Raw genomic sequence first — 21940 nt, 5'->3', positions numbered from 1 at the left:
CATGACACAGGCATTTCAAGAAACAGCTAATGCTTAGACCAGGAAAAAACAGCAGCAGCTTCCCGCCAGCTTGGAACCACGGGAAAACCAAAACTATCCGCGTGCCCGTTGTTCTAGAAAATCAGATTTTGGATTACGCTAGAGCGGTAGATTCCAAGCTGATATTTGATGAATCTCGAAATATCCCCTTACTGCCAGGGGATTTTTTACAAATCATTGACCGTTACATTGATTGGAGATGTGAGAATTATCGGTCTACCCAGAAATTTACTAAACCGGATATTACCGCTCGCACCTGGGATGAACTGCGGAAGCTTCAGGAGTTGCTGAGGGAATCTCCTGAATTGTTGGCCCAGGACTAAAACCTTTTCGGCAAGCTTGACAAAACCAGCGCTGCACAACATCGCCGTTGACCTTGGTGTAGCTGCCGTGCTTAAAAACAAGGACTCCGTTACATTTTGGGCATGGTGGACGGCTCATGTTTCCAGCCTTTGATTAACTTCTCAATCTCAATTGGTAATTTACCATCTGCGATCGCAATTTCTACATCTGCCTTTTTGCGTCTTGCTAGGTTACTGTCTACACTTCCGAGGTAGATACGATTCTTCTTCCTAGATACCATCCAGCAGTACCGGAAATACCAATATTTATTACCAGACCGTTCCACCCAGTACTTCTCTACCCAATGGGTATCGTGTTGGGGCGCAACTTTTTGGGTAACGTGTGATACCTGCGCCCCAACACGAGTTTCTACGATGGGTGCAACAGTATCACCTTTGACCTGCGCCCCAACACGAGTTTCTACTGTGTAGCAACCGCAAGGAACAAACAATGCATTATTATTGCCGCGTCCAACGTAAATGTGTCCCCGCCCTCTAGGGTCTACCCAAATAACCTCAGAAATTAATTCGTTGTCAGATTTGTATTGGTAATCCTTTCTGAATTTGCCAGTGGTGACAGCAGCGCATTTATTCATCCATGCATTAGAGAGCTTTACCAAGTCGCCAACCTTGACACCTACCCACCCAGCCCAGGCTTGCTCGTAATCCTCAAGATTTTCATAATCATCTGGGTCTGGCGGTTCTTGTGAGTCGTCGTAAAAAATTGTCAGTTGTCCATCGTCGTCTAACTTATGGGGCACTTCCCCAAAGTCGGCAGGATTCCAGTGATTATCGTGTTCTTGTTGGGGCGCAAGTATTTCATCCCAGGAAGGATCGTGAATGGTAGTGCTTTTTTCAAAAGTTGGCGCGATCGCAAATAATGCTAATTGCCCAGGCACATCAGAATTATGTTTCATAATATTTGTGGATTAATAAATTGGCGGACGTTACAGCGTCCGTTTTTTTATACAGATGAAAATTAACCAGAAGGGAATAATTCATCCCACTCTGTAGAGTTCCCGAACATCTCAAGTAATGTTCTGTAATTGGTTGGCTGTTCCCAAATTCGTTTTCTCAAACAAGTACGTATCCAACCTTCAGGATTAAGAATTTTATCTAACGCACCACGGAGATTAAACATTATGAGTGCGAGTTTAATCTCGTTAGTTGGTCTATCTAATACCTCTTTCTCCTTTGAGTCAAAATGTATACCGTTCTCAGCCAGTGTTTCTAAGTTGATATCGGAATTAGAATGCTGCTGCTGTATATCACCGGGAGCGATAGACTTATCATTTGAGGGGTCTAAACTGTAACTTAAATTATGGTTTTGTAAGTTTTTTTCTCGCTTTCTTCTCGGTGGCTTCAACCATTCGAGGGGTCGCACAAGTAACTTAAATATCTTCCAACTGTACTGTTTAACGACTTGGATAACTCTATGTTCTACTAGCTGTTCAAAAATCTGTTTGAGGTAATTGTGTGAGTATCCTTTACCTCTTGCTTTGGCAACTGTGGCGTTGAATTCTGATAAATCGGGTTCTAATTCTTCAGCTATTGCACCCTGCATCATTAGCCATTGCCAAAGCGATTTAGCAGCAGGGCAAATATGGTGTTGATAACAAAATGCTGTGTGTTCTTCAGTCCAAGGAAGTGAAATTTTTGATGAGTTTTCTGGCATAATACTATTAGTTAATTACTATTAGTTAGTTTCAAGGAGCCACCACGATCGCTAAATCTTCCGGTGGCTTTTTGGTTTTTTATCGTCAATGCCGATCGCGCTCTAGGTCATGGATAACTTTCTCTAAGTACCAGTTATCTGACTGACCTGGGCTTTTTCGCCTCTGCTGTGCTAAAAGGCGTTTAGCGGTTGCTACATCACCTTTGAGCAAGGTTAGTAAATCACTTTGCAGGTATCTGTTTTTGGGGTCGTTGCGGTATGAGTGGGATTTGTTACCCCGTGGTTGGCTGAATTTAGATACAAGGATTTGCCACTGGCGGCGAACCTGCTGCAACGCTGCTATTAAGGCGATTACGCAGTAGTAGAGAATGAAAAGGTTCAGTACGAGGCTGATTAGAATGTACATAGGAATTGAAAGGTAGATGTTCAATTCCACGATGCGGGAAATAACCTGATTGAGACATCGGGAAATCCCGCATCTATATAATTCACTCTCTTCATAAATCAAAACCGCCCTAGCCACAGTGGGCAGGACGGTTTTATTCAGGTTCTTTGGGATTCGCAGCTAAATTATAGATTTCTTGTTTTATTATTTGAACTTCTTCTGTGAAGGATGCTTCAAACTCCTTACTCTCTCCTAGACGCGCCTCAAGACGATGCTGATGACCGCCTACATAAGTACGAAATGCTTTTTCAAGGAGTTCAAGGCGCTCTAGGATTTTACCAGTAGGACTTTCTCCGTCCCAGACGACAGTTGCCCCAGAGGTACTTTCCCCTGGGCTATCAGTCGCAGCAACTCGGATCGGTTCAATCCCATCGACTGAGCTTGAGCCGCGAACGCTTCCCAGTCCGTCTCGCTGATCCGAACTGTTGCCCTTATCTCGTTTTCTATCTTTCTTGGCTTTGCCATCGTTAGTAATTCCCATCTAATTTTCCTATATTACTGTACGAACGTTTTTATATGTACGAACACTTGACAAGAGATAACGTTCGTACAGTATACTATTTTTATTCTTGTACGAACAACTATTGTTAGAAGAATATTAGCTCCCCCACGCCTAACCCTTTGCGTGTTCACCGGAGCAAGCACCCGCGCCACCTTGCGCGGAAACACCCTTTATCACCAGAGAAGCGATCGCGGTTACGAGTTAACCGCGCGGTGATGTTTGATGTCTGCACACTTAGTAATTCAGGAGGCAACTGTTAAAAAAATACCTCAAAAACTACAAACCCTTATAGATAAGGGGCTAGTAGGAACAACAGATAGCGCTGGTAAAGAATTTTGGATGCGAGTTCTTGACCATCAAACTAGCGAAATACTTCTCTTAATCCAGGACGTAGATGGACAAACCGGGACTCGCGTCCACATTACCTTAAACATACTTTGCGAAATATCTAAAATGACAACCACAGTTTTAGAGCTACTTGAAAACCTAAAACATTACCCAGGTGTGACGAAGCTGCACATCAGGGATGTTGATGATGTTGAATTTGCGATCGTTGATTACCAGCCCGGAACCGACGGACTGACAATCGTTATCGGCGAAAAAGTAGAGTCCGATGATGAGGAGGAGGGAGGCTAATTATTGAAAAGGCGATCGATGCCGTCCGGTGGAGCGATAGCGATCGCCAGCAAACAAAATTTGATGTTAAGGAGATTTTACCAATTGTCAAAGCCAGTAGGATATTTTACGAGTTACACAATTAACGACGGCTCCTTACTAGAATCCCTCCAGGAGGAGTACGGCCCAACTTTTGAAAAGATGACCAGACGCGAAAAGCTGTTTTTGATTTCGGCTCTTGCAACTCAACTTTGCGATCAATCACCTGGGCGCTGCCGGGATGAAATCTACGTAGTCGGACATCAAGTTAATAGCTCATTGCCGTTACACGACCGAGAAGGATTACTTGAAGCGCTGAGTAATCAAGTTCGTCACGGCCAAAGCCTTTCAGTGGAGGAACTGCCTATAAAACAATAACTTGAACACTATGTATCTGAATTTACAAGGAAGTTCGCCAGCGCGGACTGAAAGCTTTCGCTGGTGTTTTTTACACAATTTGGATTTTAGATTATGACTTACTCCGAGCAATTAAGACAGTGGGCAATTTTCCGACGCTTGCCCAGTGGTGCAAACGTTTGTGTTTGTCGATTTCGTACCCGAACCGATGCGGATGCTTACACCAGCATCCTTCGCCAGGGAGAAGGGGTGTTTGAGGTAGTTTTCGATCAACCCCAGGGAGTTACCCAAGGATAGCTGATTTATTTGCGATCGCGCTTTTTGGGAGTGCGATCGCAATTTCATCTACCAAGGTCAAAATATCACACAAATATGCAAATCAAAACCATTTCTTACAAGCGAGTTATTAACCTCGGAAATTATGAAAATAAGCATCTAGAACTCTTTGGAGAGGTGCTAGAGGGAGAAGATGACGAAGAAGCAATCTCCAGACTTATGGAGAAAGTAGAACGAAAAATTAGGGAGCCACGAGAAACGGAAATTGTCGCTCTTATTAAAAAATTAGAGGCAATGGCTAATAATCTTCGAGAGCAAAACTCTTACCTAGAGGAGAAACTAGGAGAGCTTAAAAGCAAAGAAGAACAATTAACAAATGTGCAAGAGCCAGATCCAGATGACATCCCTTTTGATTTAGAGTCATCCAATAACCCTAAGTATTTTTAATTGAAGGTTCGCAAATATGAAAATCAAAACAATCCATGCACACTTTCTAATTTCAATTGGCAGTTACAGCAATGAGCGAATTGGCTTTTCAGTTGAATTAGATGAAACAGAATCTATTGAGTCAACTGTAGAAGAGTTGCGAGAAAGAGCTAAAAAAATTGTCGGTAAAAAAGCTGAAGACTTTTACGAAGACAGGGGTAAACTGTGGCGCGAATGTGCTGAATTAGAAAAGAAGCTCAATACATTACGTAAAGAATGGGATGCGACGGCTGAATTTTTAAAAGCCCAAGGTCTAAATCCTGCTGCTCCTTCAATGCCTCAGTTTAGAAATTTGCTTACTGCTGTCACTGTTGAGTCTGAAGTTATCACAGAAACAGAAGATGAGGAAAGCGATGATTACGACGAAGATGATGAGGATTATGGGTAAAAGCAGCATATAACCGCCTGATGAATCGTAATTGCGATCGCGCTTTTTGGGAGAGCGCAGGCTACCTGACACAGTAGCCGAAACGGTGGAAACTACCCACCGTCGCGGGTTGTGTCCAAAGCAATCAGCAAGTTAATTAGTATTGTGCAGCGTTCATTTAGAATTGCGCCCCTAAATTGTGGCGTTCGACGTTTCATGCGCGGCACAACTCTAGTTAATTCCCCGAATGCGTTTACTCCTGAATCGCGCCCCTCAAGCGTGGGGCGTTAGGGTGATTCGTGCGCTATTAAGTTCGGGCTAATCAAAGGATGCCAGTCCTTGAAAACCACCATTTATTGTTCGCAGAACCATGACAATAGAATTAACAATCCTTGGAATTGATGTTAGTAAATCGAGTATAACCACTCATATTTTAACACAATACCCCAAGGGAGGATTGCAAGCATATTGGAATAAAACAAGAAATAAAGCATCTACTTTATATCCGGCTTTTTACTCCAATCCTGATGCCAAGAAGAATCAAAAATCTGCTTTTGACTTTGCTGATTATCTATCAGAAATCAAGCCAGATTACGCAATCCTGGAACCCACAGGAAACCACTATTCAAGACTTTGGGCATCCATTCTTAAAAAGCTAGAAATCAAAGTTATTTGGGTTGGTCACGTCGAATTGCGGCGTTATCGCGGCGGTAAGAACCTTCCGAATAAAAGTGATCCAGCTGATGCTTTAGCAATGGCCGCCTACGGTCACGATCCGGATCATCACTTGGAGACTGGCGAATTAAATCTGAGGTATTTCTTGATGCACCGCCCCGAACCGATTGATGAACTCCGTGACCTGTGCCAACAGCTAGAACATCTCAACAGGGTGCAATCGCCAATTGTGAATTATGCAAGGCAGCTTCTCGCTTGGCAATTCCCAGAGGTTGCTCACACAAAGAGTACATCTAGCAAGGCGGGATTTTTACCACCCCTTTGGGGATGGTTGGCTAAAAGGCTCGAAATCTCCCCCGCCGGGAAAACCCGAATCGAAAATCGCTATAAAATATCCATTGCCAAAGACTACGGAATTGAAATTGACCCAATCTTGGAACTACACGCCGAATGGATGTGTGATATCTCGCTCTATGAGCAGCGCTTAGAAGGAAGAATCAGTAAAATGTTGTCTGAGTCAGCGTTCAAGCCTTACATGAGCGTGTTTGACAAGTTCGGTTTTGGGTTGAGAGTGCGATCGCGGCTGCTTACCAGGATTTACCCATTTGAATCATTCCTGGGTGTTAATGGTAAACCAGTAATTGAATATGAAGTGCGAGAGGTGAAGAAAACGGAACGCGATCGCAAAAACGGAGAAACCACTGTGAGACGATTAGCCGGCGACACCAAACGCATTAAACGCAACCGCAGCCGCGATACTTTCAAAATGCGTTTGGGAATGGGTACTGTTCTGGAACAGTCTGGTGATGGTCTAGTAGAAAAAGCTAGCGGCTCGTCACTGTGCCGAATTAGCTTATGGCAGTACACCCTAACCGGCATAGAAACTGGAAGGCTACCAGAAAACCATCTGACCAAGGAATTAATCAATTACCGCGACTCACTCAAAGCTAACGTTAGCGAACAAGGCCAGAAGCTGTTAGGTGGTAAACATATCCAAGGTAAGCTCATGAGTAAAGTAGTAAATCTACTATTCCAGGAATTGTGTAAAATAATTCCTCTGACCTGATGCTAAAACCCCTCATACAAATGAGGGGTTCTTAAACTAAAAGTTTCAGTTACCCTGAAACATCAAACAAAACTTCAAGTATAATTTTTGTGTCGGCAATAACAATTCATCGTAATATTTGAATAGAGGGATACAGATGGCTCAACTGAATGGTGTAATGATGCAGTACTTCCATTGGTATATCCCTCCAGATGGCAATCTTTGGAATGAATTTAAAGATAAAGTCAAAGAGTTAGCTGATGCAGGTGTTACATCTGTTTGGCTACCCCCAGCATACAAAGGAACAGGGGGTGGCTACGATGTCGGCTACGGGGTCTACGATATATACGATCTAGGCGAGTTTGACCAAAAAGGCTCGGTTCGGACAAAGTACGGCACAAAAGACGAGTATATCGCTGCTGTCAAGGCGGCAAAAGATGCTGGCATTCGAGTGTATGCGGATGTTGTTCTCAACCACAAGTTAGGTGCAGACCAAGAAGAAGAGGTGGAAGCAACGCCCTATAGTCCAGACGATCGCAACCACGCCATTGGTGAGATGCAAAAGATTAAAGTGTGGACTCACTTTACCTTCCCAGGTCGCCAGGGCAAATACTCCGATATGGAATGGCACTGGTGGCACTTCGACGCAGTTGATTACAACGTTTACAACGAAGGTGAGAACGCAGTTTATCTATTCAAAGATAAAAAATTTGATGATAACGTTGACCTAGAAAAAGGCGCTTTCGACTATCTCATGGGATGCGATTTGGATATGGAAAGTCCAGAAGTTCGTGAGGAGTTGAATCGCTGGGGTGAGTGGTTTGTAGAAACCACTGATGTAGATGGCTTTCGTTTTGATGCTGTTAAACACGTTAGAGCTGGCTTTTTCCCAGAATGGCTGCACCACTGTCGCCAAAAAGCAGGTCGCGATCTTTTTGCCGTGGGTGAGTATTGGTCTTATGAAGTTGAAGCGCTGCACCATTTCATTAGCATCACCGGTGGCGATGTGTTGCTGTTTGATGCGCCATTGCACTATAACTTTAGCGCTGCCAGCAAACAAGGCAATGAATACGATATGCGGCAGATATTTGATAACACCTTGGTGCAACAGCAACCTGCTTTAGCCGTCACCTTAGTTGACAATCATGATTCTCAACCTTTGCAGTCATTGGAGTCTGTAGTAGAAAGCTGGTTTAAACCGTTGGCTTATGCGTTGATCCTACTGCGAAGTGATGGTTATCCCTGTATCTTCTATGCTGATTACTATGGCGCTCATTACAAGGATAAGGGACCAGATGGCAATGAGTATGAGATTTGGCTCGATAGTCATCAATGGATAATTGATAAATTTTTGCACGCCCGTCAAACCTATGCCTATGGCGACCAATACGATTATTTCGATCGCGCTAATACAATCGGCTGGACACGCTTAGGAGACGAAGAACATCCTGGCGGGATGGCGGTTGTTTTGAGTAATGGGGGAGAGGGGACTAAGTGGATGGAAGTTGGGCAACCCAACAGCACTTACATTGACATCACTGAACATATCAGCGAACCTGTCACAACGAATGATGAGGGCTGGGCTGATTTTCGATGCAATGCTGGTTCTGTTTCTGTCTGGGTTCCACAGTCATAGTCTGAGTTTTAGTAGCATTCATGCAGAAAGTTAGGCGCTTGACAAACTTTGCCTAAAAGAGAACTTAGGTAGTACCAAGCGCACTAGCTTATGTCCTTGAGAACATGAAAGAGTTTAAAAAAATTAATTAATAACCAAAATTATTTAAGAAAATTGCAATAGAAGTAATGGAGAATTCTGTTGTGATGTTAAATGGCAAAGAAATTGAGATTCAGAACATAGACCATTTAGGGATATAGGAATCATATTTGATTTTTGAACAAAATTAGGTATTGTAGGGTGTGTTAGAACGCAGTTCGTAACGCACCAAACCCTTGATAATGGTGCGTTACGCTGTCGCTAACACACCCTACGTATCTTTTCATAAATCAAATACTAGTCCTATAGTAGCAGGAATAGTAAGTAGGTCGCTGTGAATATTTATTGTTTGGATGAGGCAGGAGGCAGAAGGCAGGAGGCAGGAGGAAAGAGGATTTGAGTGTAACTTTCTTCAGTTTCCTCAAACCTTAGTCCATACTGTTGGCATAGTTGATTAATTCTGTCTTTCAATCTAGCAGTAGGAATTTGCACAAACTTTTGATTAGTCTTATTGCCAAGATTAATATTTTGGCGCTGACCTTCATTCCACCCAAAAACGATTTAGCAATCCTAAATGATTCATGAGAAAACACCATATTCGTGGAGTTTATGAAAGTCAAAAATTTGACAATTTACTGATAACTCAAATGAAGCTCTGATGACACAGAAGGAATTGTAGAAAAAATAAAACTCTCTAATGAATCTTTTTGCTTGCAACCAAATATCTTCTACAGGATTTTGCTGCGGTGCTTTGGGAGCAAATCTTTCACAGGTTATCAACCATTATCCTCTTTCTAAACCATTATTTAAAGAACCTAAATAATCTTTGATTGGCTGTGAACGGTGATAACTGCACCATCCCAAATTATTAATAATTTGGCTCCTGGGCGTTGCGATCGCCTGGAAATATTGTAACTGGCGATACTTCTTATTTGCCACGGTAAAAGCAAGTATGTCGGTTAAATATAATAATTGTTTATAAACTGGCGGTTTGATGGGTAAAATTAGTCTAAACTCCAGTCAATTGCGATCGTTGCGATTAGGTGCTGAGAGTTGAATCATCTCGGAAAAACGTGAGAAAGTGAAAGCTAAATTCACAAATTTTGTCCAGGCTCCTGCATGGCATTCAAAAATTTTCATCCTTTGCGTAAATATGATAATTAGTAAAAAGCTGCTTTATGTACTAATTTTTTTAGGGATGGGGGTTAACGGTTCTTTGTATCTGAACTGGTTTTTATCACCTCCTAACCCCGATCGCGTAGGCTACTGGTTCTCGATATATCTATTCGTATTTCCTTACCTTGGCTTTTTGGGAATTGCTTCTTTAGCACTAAAAGATGTACTAAGGATTCCTTTGAGTATTGGTATTGTTCTGTTGCTATATGTCGGAATTCTAACAATTCTGGCAAACTCATTTCAGCTAGGCTTAGGGTGGATGTTGAGTTGGTTACCTAATTTAGGGTATGAGTTTTTCCATGTGATTCTATTCGTTTTAGCACTGTTATGGCTGATTGTCGTTGTGCAACGGCGATATTAACTGTTTAAGATCGTCTCCATGAATAATGACTTTTTCTCCAGAGATGAATATTACTGAATAGTTACTGATCGCCCAAGGTGTTTCCGAAGCATGGATATTTTGCTGCGTCTGTTGTATCCCACCTTCCTCACCCTAATATATTAAAAATTCCATCGGTACATTTTGCTAGGTATGATATTTAATCTGTAAGCATTTACCCAGTAAAACTAGCTATGACCCAGAACTACCGCATTACTCTACTCCCCGGCGATGGCATTGGCCCTGAAATTATGGCAGTGGCGGTAGATGTGCTGAAAGTCGTAGGGAAGCAATTCGATCTAAAGTTTGAATTTCAAGAAGCCCTGATCGGTGGTGCAGCAATTGACGCTACAGGGGAACCCTTACCATCTTCCACTCTAGAGGCTTGCCGTAACAGTGATGCTGTATTGCTTGCTGCCATTGGTGGTTACAAGTGGGATTCCCTGCCATCTAATTTACGCCCAGAAGCAGGTTTGTTAGGGCTACGCGCAGGTTTGGGATTATTTGCCAATTTGCGCCCAGCGAAAATTTTGCCCCAGCTAATTGATGCCTCGACTTTGAAACGCGAAATTGTCGAAGGCGTGGATATTATGGTGGTGCGCGAACTGACTGGTGGCATTTACTTCGGTAAACCTAAAGGGATTTTTGCCACAGAAACTGGTGAGAAACGCGGTGTAAATACAATGGTTTACACCGAATCGGAAATTGAACGCATTGGGCGGGTGGCTTTTGAAGCGGCAAAAAAACGCGGTGGTAAACTTTGTTCGGTGGATAAAGCGAACGTATTAGAAGTATCTCAGTTGTGGCGCGATCGCATCACCCAACTTTCTCAAGAGTATCCAGATATCGAACTCTCTCATTTATATGTAGACAATGCTGCTATGCAGTTAGTACGCGCTCCCAAGCAGTTCGACACCATTGTTACAGGCAATTTGTTTGGCGATATTCTCTCTGATGCTGCTGCCATGCTCACAGGTAGTATTGGGATGTTACCCTCAGCTAGTTTGGGCGCTTCTGGGCCTGGTGTGTTTGAACCAGTCCACGGTTCCGCCCCAGATATTGCCGGACAGGATAACGCAAATCCTCTCGCGCAGGTTTTGAGTGCGGCGATGATGTTGCGCTACGGTTTAGACCAACCACAAGCAGCAGATCGCATCGAACAAGCTGTATTGCAAGTTTTAGAACAAGGCGATCGCACAGGGGATATAATTTCTCCAGGAAAAAACCTCTTGGGTTGCCGCGCTATGGGAGACTCACTCATTAAAGCTATTGAACAAAAATAATTTTTTAGAGCAAACTGGGCAATTTGGCAACCTTTGCTATAAGTTTCGGGTAGACTAAAGTGAAATCTAGCAATCAAATAACAGTCGATAGTGTACGCATTACGACAAGGACAAGTAAATTTTACCGCCCCAAAGAACCAATCGCCTTTGATTGATCCTGCTGTAATCAGAGCTGCTGGGCAGATATACTATACTCACTGTGAAGTCCACCCCGAAATCGCGGGACAACCTTCCGGTGTAGCAATTAATCGTGTGAATCATCGAGGTAAGGTTATTTTTACTAACCAACCAGTTCTTTTACCTCAAGAGTGTTTTGTACCCTTAAGTCAAATTGAATCACACATGTATTAGTCATTGGTCATTGGTCATTGGTCATTGGTCATTGGTCATTGGTCATTGGTCATTGGTCATTAGTTCTCGACAAAGGACAAATGACTAATGACAAAAGACAAAAGATAAACGACAAATGACACAGGACTAATGACAAAGGACAATTAGACTGTATGGACATTTTGTTCGCTATTCCAGCGAGTGTAATGGTCTTTGCTTTGGGTGCATCTATTGGCAGTTTTCTCAACGTTATTGTTTATCGGCTACCTGCTGGGTTGTCAATTCTTTGGCCACCTTCTCGTTGTCCTAAATGCTTAAACCAGCTAAAAGCTTACGACAATGTACCAGTATTCGGCTGGATTTCCTTAAAAGGGCGGTGTCGATATTGCAAAAGCAAAATTTCTGTCCGTTATCCCGTGGTAGAAGGGGTGACGGGCATAATTTTTTTGCTGGTTTTTTTAGTATTCCAAGTTTCTACTTTAACAATAGGCTATTGGGCTTTTTGTAGTTGGTTATTAGCACTATCGCTTATCGACCTAGATACAATGACCTTACCTAATCCACTTACTCAGTCGGGTTTAATGGTAGGAATTCTATTCCAAATGGTGGTTGGTTATCTACCAGAGGGTAGTTTTGTGGCATTGGTAAATCATCTGATGATGGCGATAGTCGGCGCAGTCTTAGGTTTATGGTTATTTGATGCGATCGCCCTATTGGGTTCAGTTGCCTTTGGTAAAACTGCAATGGGTGCGGGTGATGCCAAGTTAGCAGCCATGATGGGAGCCTGGTTAGGCTGGAAATATTTGCTCTTAGCTAGTTTTATCGCCTGTGCGCTGGGAGCCTTAATTGGGAGTGGTGTTATTATGCATAGACACAAAGCCGTGAGTCAAGAGACATCGAGACAAAGGTTAGGACAAAAAATGCCTTTTGGCCCTTTTCTGGCTTTAGGATCTGCGATCGCCATATTTAGCGGTGAAGCCATTTTGTCTAGCTACCTGCGGTTATTTTTTTCAGCATCTTGAATTGGAGTTGGGGGTGTAAGCAATGCCGCATACCCAATAACCTTTCATAAGAAATATTTATAATTCGTGACTGTAACCAACATTACCCCATTTGCCCTTCATATTTTGATAATATTCTGCTTGTGACTTGTATTACCCTCTTAACGAACGATTAACCGTTGGCAAGCACAACTAGTACAACAGATGCTGCTTATTCAAAACACTAGCGATGCGAATCATTGATTTGAGTGGGAGAGGGAGAGCATCTTATTTGGAGGTTGGTATTCTCATGGCTTTGTCAGTACGTCCATATAATTAAGTCTGCTGAAAAAAAGAGCAAAAGACTTGTATTGGCATAAGTATTTTCGTTAAGCTGGCAACCAAAGATGATAATTAAGGTCTGAATTGCTTAAAAGCGTAGTTTGACGATGTAGTAATTAGTCATTAGTAAAGACAAATGACTTATGACTAAGGACAACCCAATACGGTTTGACATGTTTTCAACCTCATGCCCACTTAAAATAAAATAAAAAATGGCTAACAACGAAGAATCACGTGGTTTAAAGTCTCTATTTGATTGGTTTGCAAATCGACGGAAATCAGGATCTACCAACCTCGAACGCCAAGAACGTGAAATTGCGGATGGTTTGTGGCATAAATGTTCTAAGTGCGGTGTTTTGGCATACACAAAAGACCTGAAAGCCAATCAGATGGTTTGTATCGAATGTGGTCATCACAATCGGGTAGATAGCGATGAACGCATTCGTCAATTGATAGATAACAATACCTGGAAACCCCTAGACGAGCATTTGCGTCCAACCGATCCGCTAGAATTTCGCGATCGCAAACTCTACAGCGATCGCCTGCGGGAAACACAAGATAAAATTGGCTTAATAGACGCAGTTCACACTGGTTTAGGTCAAATCAATGGTTTGCCCATTGCCCTTGGGGTTATGGATTTCCGCTTCATGGGTGGTAGTATGGGTTCGGTTGTGGGAGAAAAACTCACCCGGATGATTGAGCAAGCCACTCAACGACGGTATCCTGTAGTTATTGTCTGCACCTCCGGCGGCGCGAGAATGCAAGAAGGAATGCTCTCCTTGATGCAGATGGCGAAAATTTCCGCAGCCCTACAGCGTCATAAAGACGCGCGACTATTATACATTCCTGTTTTGACCAATCCCACAACGGGCGGCGTTACCGCTAGTTTTGCGATGTTGGGCGATATCATTTTGGCAGAACCCAAAGCAACCATTGGTTTTGCCGGTCGGCGAGTGATTGAGCAAACCCTGCGGGAAAAACTCCCCGAAAATTTTCAGACTGCTGAAGATTTGCTCTTGCATGGTTTTGTTGATGATATCATACCCCGTACCCAATTAAAGAACACCCTAGCCCAGCTGATTGCTCTACACCAGCCGGTACTAACACCACCTCACATGGTTTTGTGGGAAACAATGTCTTTAACTTCTACCGCCGCCGAATAGAACGTGGGACGTGTGACGTGGGGAATGGGGAATGGGGAAAGACTGTTGCAAGTTCTCACTCCAGTCCCCCTGCTTCCTGCCCCCTCACCTCCCCGGCTCTTTGACAAAAACCAGTGGAACAATTGCTGCTAGTCGGAATAGACCAGAGAGGGCGAACAACCCTAGCAAGCCACCAAACTGAGCAAATTGAATAATGAAGCTGCCTATAGTTGTGCCTAAAGCACCACTTGCTCCAGCAACGGCAGCTGCGATCGCAAAATAGATAGACTGATTTTGAGTTGGGGCGATCGCTAATTGTATATTGTTACTGCACAAGTCAATCGCCGCCCAAGTACCTCCAGCCAAAATGTGTAGCAGAGGTAGCCACAACCAAATATCAAGGCGATTAGCACCAATCCCCAGCCATAGCGGTGGTGTAGCTGCAACCAAAACCCCAATAGAGATGAGGATGGGACGATTGCCTATCTTGTCTGCTAATTTTCCCCATAGAATCAGCATTAGCAAAGTGGCCCCCGCCTGAAGGCTGTTGTAGATAGTCACATAGCTTACATCCAAATCCAGCCTGTCTAGCATGTAGAGGTTGAAAAAAGGACTGCTGAGGTTAACAGCAAGATTCCAGAAGCTGAAATAGAGCAGAAATCTTAAAAAGTTAGAGTTTTTCCAAACACTGTTAGCTAATTGGTTTTGTGGTGGGTGAATTGATTGAGCCACTTCCGAAGATTCATCTTTTGCAATCTCTGGTAGAATCTCACTTGTTTGAGTTAACTTGCCATAATAAGTGTTTTGCGATCGCGGATTCATATCTACTTGGAAATACTGACATCCCAATCCCGCAATTCCCAACACAATGCTTATTAACAAAACCACCCCATAGCCTTGTAGAGTTCCACCATACCAATGTGATACAGCTAGACCAGCCATTGGTACGCAAACCAAATTGGTGAGGTTAGCAGCACTATTGCGTGTCCCAAAATACCTGCCTCGCAATTGTCTGGGAACGATCATTGCTACCCAACTTAGCCATGATGCAGTTCCTAATCCTCCCAAAAGATTGCTGAATAGGACAATCAAGAGTGTCAAGATCGCTAACTGGTGAGTATTAATCACTCCCAAGCTTACAGCTACAATACCGATTACTAGAACTAGCCATAGCAGCCGACCAATTCCGTGTGTGCGAAGAGAATATTGAAAGCGGCTGCTGCTACGTTCAGACAAGTAAGCACCCAAGGGCTGAATCAGATTGACCAACATGGGGATAGAGCAAAGCATCCCAAATACTAATGGACTAGCACCCAATTCCACTAAGAAATTGCTGAGTAAAATGCCGCCAGTTCCAAGAGAGTAAACCGATGCTAAGACAGAATCCGCTGTGGAGGCTTTTAAACTTGTGCGAATAGCATCCTTAGGAATTCGAGAGGTTGGAGAAAGTGCTGTTGCTGGTGAGGCAATCTGGGAAATTTCCAGAGTCAGTGGCGCAGTTGTTTCAACCTGAACAGAATCCATAATGTATGTTTATGAGTAAAGCATCCTGACATAAACCCCGTTGTCGAAGAACTCAGTCTTAAGAAGTTTTCGTTATTCTAGCTTGCAATTTTCAACAAAAATTTTAGATAAGTAAATATTAGGATTACTATTTGATTTTTGAACGAAATTAGGGATTGTAGAGGAGCCATTGCGTTGCGGTGAATCCAGCGCTGTAGGCGGGTTTCCCGCCGTAGGCGACTGGTGAACCCGAAGGGAGGTTCCCTCGTATCAACTGGCGTTGTGTTAGAACAGAGTTCGTAACGCACTCTTATCAAGAGTAGCCATCCTCACTACCAATTTAAGAAACTCCATCATTTGGAAATTTTTAGTATTTCAATCCATAATCCAAAATTCAGGGATTGAATAGCGTTAATATTGCCTATAAATTTGCCTTCGATACTTTTTCAATTTGCCCAGTAAAGTATGCTTCTTCATGTTTGAGTTGTTGCGCTAGTTCCAATCCTTGTTTAAAAGCTGTTAATGCTTGAGGAAAATCTTTGCGTTCTATATACAATTGCCCAATTTGGTCATAAGCTTGCATCATCCCGTAAAAGTTGGCGGCTTGCGCCTCTGTCTGCACAAGGATTTGGCTAGCCTGCAAGGCCTCGTCTATTTGTCCTTGAGAACGGTACAGCGCAATTAACTTTTGCAAAGCGTCACCAGCTGGAACGTACTCCTTTAATTGCCAAGCAGTGGTATAAGCCTCTTGATAATTTTTAAAGGCTTCTAGCAGTAAGTTAGGATCTTTCTTTGCAAGAGATTCGTAATCTGAAGCGATCGCTAGCTTTAATTCTGGTATTTTAGTAAGATTTTTTTCACTAACGTAAATTTCTAGTAGTTTATTAAGTACATTCAATGACTGCTGTGGTTGTTGTGTCTGCTCATAAATGTAAGCTAGCCGTTGCAGATATGTTATTTCGTTTACACGTTCGCCTTGGGAAGTAGCGAAACCCAACAGTTCTTCGTAGACTGGGGCGGCTTTAGGATAATCAAACCAACTTAGATGTAGTTCGCCAATGGTCTTAAGTATTTCTACTAGTGCTGTTGTATCTTTTTGCTGCCGCACCACTAACAGAACTTGGTCGTAAGCTTCTACAGCTAGTTTAATCGAACGCACATTTTGGTAAGCTTGGGCTAGCGATCGCCACAATTCTAGATCGACTTGGGCAGTTTTTTTCTGAGATTCTGCCTGTTTTTCAATGGCTTGCAATCGCTGCAAAATATATTGTACTTCTTCTTTATTGTTTTGCTTCCAAGCGATCGCCCCAACTCGCGATAGTGCTTGCACCTCTGCTAATGAACCTAAAAAGCGCCGCAAGCGAAGTTCTCGGTTCCAAATTTCAAACGCCACCACCGGCTCCCCTGCTTGCAGTTTCGCTGCTGCTTCTTGGTTTAAGGCATCTAGCGCTGGTTCTAAGTTTTGCTGTTCTTGGAGAGTTAACGGCTGTTTATCCTTGGGCAAACGGGGTAGCAGTGGGTCGGGTGTGGTAATTTCTAGGGGACTGGGAGGAAATTTATCCGGTACTTTCGGCTTTTTACTCTCTGCCAGCGTCAAGGAACTACTAAAGAGTATAGCGGCAGTCACAATCACAATTAAACGCTTGAGCATGGGAACTTTACCTGGACTTGAGTTAGTTACATGAGGTAATCATCCTCATGCCCTATTATTTTTACTCTCTTTTTCTGCTCTGGCTCTTTCCTGTGTCAAACTATCAATAGCATCACCCAAAGCAGTAGTTAGACTATTACGAGTTTGGGCGTGGCTATCCTGCTCAGTTTTCAAAGCTTGCAAGAGGCGATCGCGTTCTTTGATCGCGGCGATGAGTTTAGCTTGCAAATCCTCCACAGATTTTAGTTGTTCTATCTCTTGTTGGATCGCTGTTACTGGTGTCTCAGCAGCCAGTGTCTCGGCCTCAAAACCTCGGAGTTTATGTAAGTCTGCCTTGAGGGATGCGATCGCCTGTTGCGATAGTTGGGCATCTGTGCGGCGTTGTTCTGCTTCTGTGTTGTAAAGCTGTCGCCATTTTTGGGCACTTTCCCAAGCCGCATCGCGATCGCCCTGAAGTCCCGCCATCTGCTCTCTGAGTACCTGGATTTCTGTCAACCACTGTTGTGTTAAGTCTTGATTCATAAATAAATAGTCATTTGTTATTTGTCATTTGTCATTTGTCAATGGACAGAATGCTGCTTAAAGCGGAGAATGAAAAATTATCTCTTTTTCCCCTGTCCCCTGCTCCCGACTCGGTATTCTTGCGGTAAAAAGATAAATGCGATCGCTACACAAAATTTGGCACAGTAGTTAAGAAAACTAACCAGTTTTAACTCTAAATTATGCCAAAGCTTCGTTTTTTTCGCTTCTTTCGCCACCTCAATTGGCGCACGCTCAAAAAAACTTTTGCCAGGACAATGGAAAGACGGCTTTTGGGACTTGCCTCGGAAATCGCCTTCAATGCCATGTTATCGCTGTTTCCAGCAATTCTTGCTCTAATCGCAGCCATTGGCTTATTGGCAGAATCTTTGCAAGCCACCTTTAAACAACTAGCGCTTCAACTCAGTCAAATCTTACCTGACGAAGCCTTAATTCTGATCCGTGATTTTGCTACCACAGAAATTACCAACTCCAAAAATAGCGGTTTATTTTCTCTGAGCTTTGTCTTAGCAATTTGGACTGCCTCTGGGGCGGTGAGTACCGCGATGACAGCCCTCGACCAAATCCATCAAATTCCTTCAGAAAAGATACGCCCCTTTTGGAAAGCCAAGCTTGTCTCTCTCGGATTAACAGTCGGTACTATGTTACTTTTAGTGCTGGCTTCTCTCTTAGTGTTCACCAGCGACTGGATTTTGGGAATGGTAATACGGGAAAATGGTTCCTTGATCTTCTTATTGCATCTTTGGAAGCTGTTACGCTGGCCATTAGCCTTAAGTATTGTTGCTGTCGCCTTTGGCTTTGTCTATCGTTATGGGCCAAGTGCATGGAACTCAGGTACTCCAATGATGCCTGGAGCAATTTTAGCAGCTGTTTTTTGGGCAATATTATCTGCCCTATTTCGGCTTTATGTGGCAAATTTTGGGAATTATAATAAAGTATATGGTGCTGTAGGAGCCGTGATAGTTTTAATGCTCTGGCTGTCAATGAGCGCTGCTGTTCTGTTAATCGGCGATCAGTTGAACGTGACAGTCGGTGAAGATATGCGCTCAAAAGCGCAGTCACAATTTAATGAAAATATTAGTTTGTAAATCCCTGAGAAAACTTTTGACAAACCTCAGTAGGGGAGTAAAATGTCTAACGATTCATTCAATATAAATAAGCGATCGCCTTCATGCCGGATTCTTCTCCTCGGTTTTCGATGATTGAGCCTGATGCCAAAGCACCCACCCTGAAGCGCCTGCGTCAGTTAAGTCGGCTGCTAGATAACATTGTTACTATTCCTGGTACTAAGATTGGTTTTGGTCTAGATCCAATCTTAGGACTTATACCTATTGGTGGTGATTTTTTGGGAGTCATGTTTTCTAGCTACATCATCCTAGAAGCCGCGCGTCTGGGTGTATCTAGAGCCACTTTAGGCAAAATGGTTTTCAATGTGATTGTTGATGGCTTGGTAGGTACTGTTCCCGTTTTGGGAGATTTTTTTGATTTTGCCTGGAGAGCTAACACTAATAATATCAAGCTATTGGAAGAATACTTAAAGTTTCCGAGCGAGCAAAAGAGTGCAGATAGGTTGTTTATCGTTGCCCTTTTGGTTGGATTGTTACTGATCTCCATAGTTTTAGTAGCATTACCAGTGATTCTAATTAGAATGCTGTGGAACGCCTTAACAGGTGGTTAAATTATTTATTGATAATGGAATGAAAGATTGGTGGCAAGCTACTTTTCCTAAAGGGCGGCAAAGTCTAATTATTACTGATGCTCAAGGTTATCCTGTACAAATTTCCTATGGCGAAAAAGGTAGAGGTAAACCGCTAATCTTATTACATGGCATGGGTAGTTGGAGCTATAATTGGCGACACAGTGTAGCCGCATTATCTAAACATTTCCGGGTAATTTGCTTTGATGCCAAAGGTTTTGGTTTTTCTGAAAAACCATCGTTTCGTAGAGAACACAACAGTCATCAAATTCTTGAGTTTAAAAGAATTATTCAGGCATTATGTGATGAACCCGTAGTGATTGTGGCTGAATCTCTGGGGGGATTAGTTGCCCTTGCCCTTGCTCAAGAAAATCCGCAGTTAATCGGACAGCTTGTAGTCGTAAACGTACCTGTTTTTACCAAACATTTACCCCATTGGGCTATGTCGTTACTTGCCCAAACTCCTCTAGAAATAATCCAAACAATTGACACCTTACGTCTGGCATATTTGTTTGCACCTCTATTGAGAGAAATTATGGCAAGAGAAAGACGTGGGGTATTATTTGATCCGTCCATTTTGACACAGGAAGATGTCTATTGGATTACTTACCCCTTTATTGAATTTCCTGGTGCGATCGCTAAAGTTGCTGAAGAGTTACAAATAGCAGCGCAAGAAATTGAGAATTGGCAAGCAAATAAACCAAATATGCTTACCCAAATCCAAAATAATCTGAGTGCAATTCAGTGTCCTACACTAGTTTTGTGGGGCGATCGAGATAGTTGGTTTCCTGTTAGTCATGGTGAAAAGTTACATCAGCATCTCCCCAATTCCAAATTAAAAATTTTGTCTAACTGCTATCATGATGCATCAACAGGTGCTTTTGAGCAGGTGAATGCAGCGATTCTCGAATTTTTACGGGATACGGAATGCTCTTAAGAGTGAGAGGTGGGGCTTTTTTTATTTCAGCTAACTGAATTCTGTTTCGATAAAAAGAGAGTGAGAGGAAGCATATCAGTCAGCTTTCAAACTCCCACTCTGCCATTTGCTACTGAAGTGAACAGGAATGTATACAGACGTTGCCCGTTCTTTCGGGGCTAATACGTACTTCAACAACAACGCCCATACGCATTTTATATTCCTGTTGCAGCAAATGCCAAACCTGATTATTAATATTTATCTGCTGAGAAAAATCCTCTATAAATAATTAGTAGAGATAGGTTTTTTGTAAATCACTTAGTTAGTATTAGTTCAAAGGAATTTGCTTGCGTGGTAGGCCCTGATAAAAAAACCTTGAAGTCGTTTATCTTCGTTCAATTTAACTTGGTTAATCAGAGTCTGGTTGCCATTTTGGCAACTTTTTAAATTTTCTAACGGGACTCCCTTGACATCCTCCCCCGTTTATAAAACGGGGGATTCTAAGCTCAAACAGCAATTGCAGTCTCGGACTGTCTAACATCACCTAACTTAATAGTCTATGCCCCGACTACGTAACAGCCCTCTGTCGGAGACCCTGTTCGCGTTCGCCAGTTAGCTTTAATTACGCCGACCTACTTAGTCAACAACTCTCAATAAATAGTTAATTATGCTAGAAACAACAGCTAGCACAATTGAACCTAACAAAGCAGGTAAAAATCCCTGAATCTCAAAACCATAACCAGGAGTTAAAGCACTTGCCAACCAAAGGGTTAAAGCGTTGATTACCAATGTAAATAAACCAAAGGTGAGCAAGGTAATCGGAAAAGTTAAAATCTGCAAAATTGGTCTAATAAATGCATTAACCAGACCAATAACAAGGGTAGCGACTAAGGCAACCACAAAATTCTTGATAAAGAATCCCGGAACAATATTAGCAGTCAGAAATAACGCTACCGCAGTACCGAGCCAAGTTAATAAAAAGTGTTGCATAAGTTTTTTTAGAGGAATTAGCAGTAAGTTTAATTAATTTCACTGTTGACAGTTGCGATCTGTAACACTATCAGGTGTTCTTGTGCTTGACTCATAAAGTTCCCATCATCTTTTGTTAGTCCAAAAGCAATGTAATTTTTCTGTCTTGGCATAAAGATACTTTTAATCGGTCTATCTTTCTGACTTTTCACAGCATTTACAATAAACCCACGAAAAACCTAATCCCCTAACCTCCTTCCCTTGTCGGTAAGGGGGAAAATTTAAAGTCTCTCTCCTCTTAGAAGAGAGATTTAGAGAAAGGTTTTCCAGATACTGTGAAAAATCAGGTGTATCTTTATCGTATTGCAGGATGTACCGGAGTGAAGTACCCCAACCTGCTTCGCTGAGGTTGGGGCTTCCAACATCATTGAATCAGTGACGGTCTTATTCGTCCTCG

The 21940-nt window shown here is 42.7% G+C and carries 25 protein-coding genes and 2 pseudogenes; 16 read left to right on the top strand and 11 right to left on the bottom strand.

Annotated elements, in window-relative coordinates; translation table 11 throughout:
• Nucleotides 1-29: 29 nt before the first annotated feature.
• Nucleotides 30-362 carry a hypothetical protein gene (locus CDG77_RS13965; protein WP_094329959.1) on the top strand — a complete coding sequence of 111 codons (333 nt, stop codon included), beginning with the start codon at nucleotides 30-32 and terminating at the stop codon, nucleotides 360-362.
• Nucleotides 363-451: 89 nt separating this feature from the next.
• On the opposite strand, the gene CDG77_RS36500 is transcribed toward CDG77_RS13965, so the two are convergent.
• The 4 genes from CDG77_RS36500 to CDG77_RS13945 form a co-directional block, all read right to left on the bottom strand.
• Nucleotides 452-1297 carry an Arm DNA-binding domain-containing protein gene (locus CDG77_RS36500; protein ID WP_190233977.1) on the bottom strand — a complete coding sequence of 282 codons (846 nt, stop codon included), beginning with the start codon at nucleotides 1295-1297 and terminating at the stop codon, nucleotides 452-454.
• A 62-nt stretch (nucleotides 1298-1359) separates the two neighbouring features.
• On the bottom strand, nucleotides 1360-2055 hold the full coding sequence (locus tag CDG77_RS13955) for a hypothetical protein (protein ID WP_094329958.1): 696 nt from the start codon (nucleotides 2053-2055) through the stop codon (nucleotides 1360-1362).
• 85 nt (nucleotides 2056-2140) lie between these two features.
• The gene (locus tag CDG77_RS13950) at nucleotides 2141-2461 is read right to left on the bottom strand and encodes a hypothetical protein (RefSeq protein ID WP_223269810.1); all 321 of its coding nucleotides are present in this window, start codon (nucleotides 2459-2461) and stop codon (nucleotides 2141-2143) included.
• A 133-nt stretch (nucleotides 2462-2594) separates the two neighbouring features.
• Nucleotides 2595-2981, bottom strand: a complete 387-nt coding sequence (locus CDG77_RS13945) for a hypothetical protein (RefSeq protein WP_094329957.1) — start codon at nucleotides 2979-2981, stop codon at nucleotides 2595-2597.
• 243 nt (nucleotides 2982-3224) lie between these two features.
• On the opposite strand from CDG77_RS13945, the gene CDG77_RS13940 reads away from it, so the two are divergent.
• From CDG77_RS13940 to CDG77_RS13910, 7 genes are all read left to right on the top strand, one after another.
• Nucleotides 3225-3638, top strand: a complete 414-nt coding sequence (locus tag CDG77_RS13940; RefSeq protein ID WP_094329956.1) for a hypothetical protein — start codon at nucleotides 3225-3227, stop codon at nucleotides 3636-3638.
• A 3-nt stretch (nucleotides 3639-3641) separates the two neighbouring features.
• Nucleotides 3642-4034, top strand: a complete 393-nt coding sequence (locus CDG77_RS13935; RefSeq protein ID WP_143857024.1) for a hypothetical protein — start codon at nucleotides 3642-3644, stop codon at nucleotides 4032-4034.
• A gap of 93 nt (nucleotides 4035-4127) precedes the next feature.
• The gene (locus tag CDG77_RS13930; protein WP_094329954.1) at nucleotides 4128-4310 is read left to right on the top strand and encodes a hypothetical protein; all 183 of its coding nucleotides are present in this window, start codon (nucleotides 4128-4130) and stop codon (nucleotides 4308-4310) included.
• A gap of 9 nt (nucleotides 4311-4319) precedes the next feature.
• Complete coding sequence (locus tag CDG77_RS13925; protein ID WP_143857023.1) at nucleotides 4320-4736, top strand: hypothetical protein; 417 nt, start codon at nucleotides 4320-4322, stop codon at nucleotides 4734-4736.
• A gap of 16 nt (nucleotides 4737-4752) precedes the next feature.
• Nucleotides 4753-5163, top strand: a complete 411-nt coding sequence (locus CDG77_RS13920; protein ID WP_094329952.1) for a hypothetical protein — start codon at nucleotides 4753-4755, stop codon at nucleotides 5161-5163.
• A gap of 349 nt (nucleotides 5164-5512) precedes the next feature.
• Nucleotides 5513-6883 carry an IS110 family transposase gene (locus CDG77_RS13915; RefSeq protein ID WP_094329951.1) on the top strand — a complete coding sequence of 457 codons (1371 nt, stop codon included), beginning with the start codon at nucleotides 5513-5515 and terminating at the stop codon, nucleotides 6881-6883.
• 136 nt (nucleotides 6884-7019) lie between these two features.
• Nucleotides 7020-8498, top strand: a complete 1479-nt coding sequence (locus tag CDG77_RS13910; RefSeq protein ID WP_094329950.1) for an alpha-amylase — start codon at nucleotides 7020-7022, stop codon at nucleotides 8496-8498.
• 477 nt (nucleotides 8499-8975) lie between these two features.
• Here the strand turns inward: CDG77_RS13910 and CDG77_RS37590 are convergent.
• Together CDG77_RS37590 and CDG77_RS37585 are read right to left on the bottom strand one after the other, a co-directional pair.
• Nucleotides 8976-9137, bottom strand: a pseudogene (locus CDG77_RS37590) (RNA-guided endonuclease TnpB family protein); the annotation flags it as partial.
• An 18-nt stretch (nucleotides 9138-9155) separates the two neighbouring features.
• Nucleotides 9156-9475 (bottom strand): annotated as a pseudogene (locus CDG77_RS37585) (IS630 family transposase); the annotation flags it as partial.
• 254 nt (nucleotides 9476-9729) lie between these two features.
• On the opposite strand from CDG77_RS37585, the gene CDG77_RS13900 reads away from it, so the two are divergent.
• From CDG77_RS13900 to accD, 5 genes are all read left to right on the top strand, one after another.
• The gene (locus CDG77_RS13900) at nucleotides 9730-10113 is read left to right on the top strand and encodes a hypothetical protein (RefSeq protein ID WP_094329949.1); all 384 of its coding nucleotides are present in this window, start codon (nucleotides 9730-9732) and stop codon (nucleotides 10111-10113) included.
• 212 nt (nucleotides 10114-10325) lie between these two features.
• Complete coding sequence (gene leuB, locus CDG77_RS13895; protein ID WP_094329948.1) at nucleotides 10326-11414, top strand: 3-isopropylmalate dehydrogenase; 1089 nt, start codon at nucleotides 10326-10328, stop codon at nucleotides 11412-11414.
• A 90-nt stretch (nucleotides 11415-11504) separates the two neighbouring features.
• Entirely contained in the window at nucleotides 11505-11765 is a 261-nt protein-coding gene (locus CDG77_RS37580; RefSeq protein WP_094329947.1) for a hypothetical protein, read from the top strand.
• A 152-nt stretch (nucleotides 11766-11917) separates the two neighbouring features.
• Nucleotides 11918-12766: a prepilin peptidase gene (locus CDG77_RS13885; RefSeq protein ID WP_094329946.1), complete on the top strand. Its 849-nt coding sequence runs from the start codon at nucleotides 11918-11920 to the stop codon at nucleotides 12764-12766.
• A gap of 512 nt (nucleotides 12767-13278) precedes the next feature.
• The gene (gene accD / locus CDG77_RS13880; RefSeq protein ID WP_094329945.1) at nucleotides 13279-14229 is read left to right on the top strand and encodes an acetyl-CoA carboxylase, carboxyltransferase subunit beta; all 951 of its coding nucleotides are present in this window, start codon (nucleotides 13279-13281) and stop codon (nucleotides 14227-14229) included.
• Between the two features lie 84 nt (nucleotides 14230-14313).
• Here accD and CDG77_RS13875 read toward each other — a convergent pair whose 3' ends face one another.
• The 3 genes from CDG77_RS13875 to CDG77_RS13865 form a co-directional block, all read right to left on the bottom strand.
• Nucleotides 14314-15732 (bottom strand): MFS transporter, encoded by a 1419-nt coding sequence (locus CDG77_RS13875; protein WP_094329944.1) that lies wholly within the window; start codon nucleotides 15730-15732, stop codon nucleotides 14314-14316.
• 400 nt (nucleotides 15733-16132) lie between these two features.
• A complete protein-coding gene (locus CDG77_RS13870) occupies nucleotides 16133-17362 on the bottom strand; it encodes a tetratricopeptide repeat protein (RefSeq protein ID WP_094329943.1) in 1230 nt (409 codons plus the stop codon).
• Nucleotides 17363-17407: 45 nt separating this feature from the next.
• Complete coding sequence (locus CDG77_RS13865; protein WP_094329942.1) at nucleotides 17408-17884, bottom strand: hypothetical protein; 477 nt, start codon at nucleotides 17882-17884, stop codon at nucleotides 17408-17410.
• Nucleotides 17885-18084: 200 nt separating this feature from the next.
• Between CDG77_RS13865 and CDG77_RS13860 the strand changes: the two genes are divergently transcribed.
• The 3 genes from CDG77_RS13860 to CDG77_RS13850 all read left to right on the top strand — a co-directional run bounded on the left by CDG77_RS13860 (nucleotide 18085) and on the right by CDG77_RS13850 (nucleotide 20535).
• Nucleotides 18085-18990, top strand: coding sequence for a YihY/virulence factor BrkB family protein (locus CDG77_RS13860; RefSeq protein WP_094329941.1), 906 nt, complete (start codon nucleotides 18085-18087; stop codon nucleotides 18988-18990).
• An 83-nt stretch (nucleotides 18991-19073) separates the two neighbouring features.
• Nucleotides 19074-19580, top strand: coding sequence for a DUF4112 domain-containing protein (locus tag CDG77_RS13855; RefSeq protein WP_094329940.1), 507 nt, complete (start codon nucleotides 19074-19076; stop codon nucleotides 19578-19580).
• 19 nt (nucleotides 19581-19599) lie between these two features.
• A complete protein-coding gene (locus CDG77_RS13850; RefSeq protein WP_094329989.1) occupies nucleotides 19600-20535 on the top strand; it encodes an alpha/beta fold hydrolase in 936 nt (311 codons plus the stop codon).
• A gap of 615 nt (nucleotides 20536-21150) precedes the next feature.
• On the opposite strand, the gene CDG77_RS13845 is transcribed toward CDG77_RS13850, so the two are convergent.
• On the bottom strand, nucleotides 21151-21504 hold the full coding sequence (locus CDG77_RS13845) for a phage holin family protein (protein WP_094329939.1): 354 nt from the start codon (nucleotides 21502-21504) through the stop codon (nucleotides 21151-21153).
• 29 nt (nucleotides 21505-21533) lie between these two features.
• Nucleotides 21534-21695 carry a hypothetical protein gene (locus CDG77_RS36490; RefSeq protein WP_190233974.1) on the bottom strand — a complete coding sequence of 54 codons (162 nt, stop codon included), beginning with the start codon at nucleotides 21693-21695 and terminating at the stop codon, nucleotides 21534-21536.
• Between the last annotated feature and the right edge of the window lie 245 nt (nucleotides 21696-21940).

Origin of the sequence: Nostoc sp. 'Peltigera membranacea cyanobiont' 213 (genome assembly GCF_002245975.1) — a bacterium.
Lineage (GTDB): Bacteria > Cyanobacteriota > Cyanobacteriia > Cyanobacteriales > Nostocaceae > Nostoc.
The sequence above is the reverse complement of the archived record's forward strand: the minus strand, read 5'-3'. Positions and strand labels throughout refer to the sequence as shown.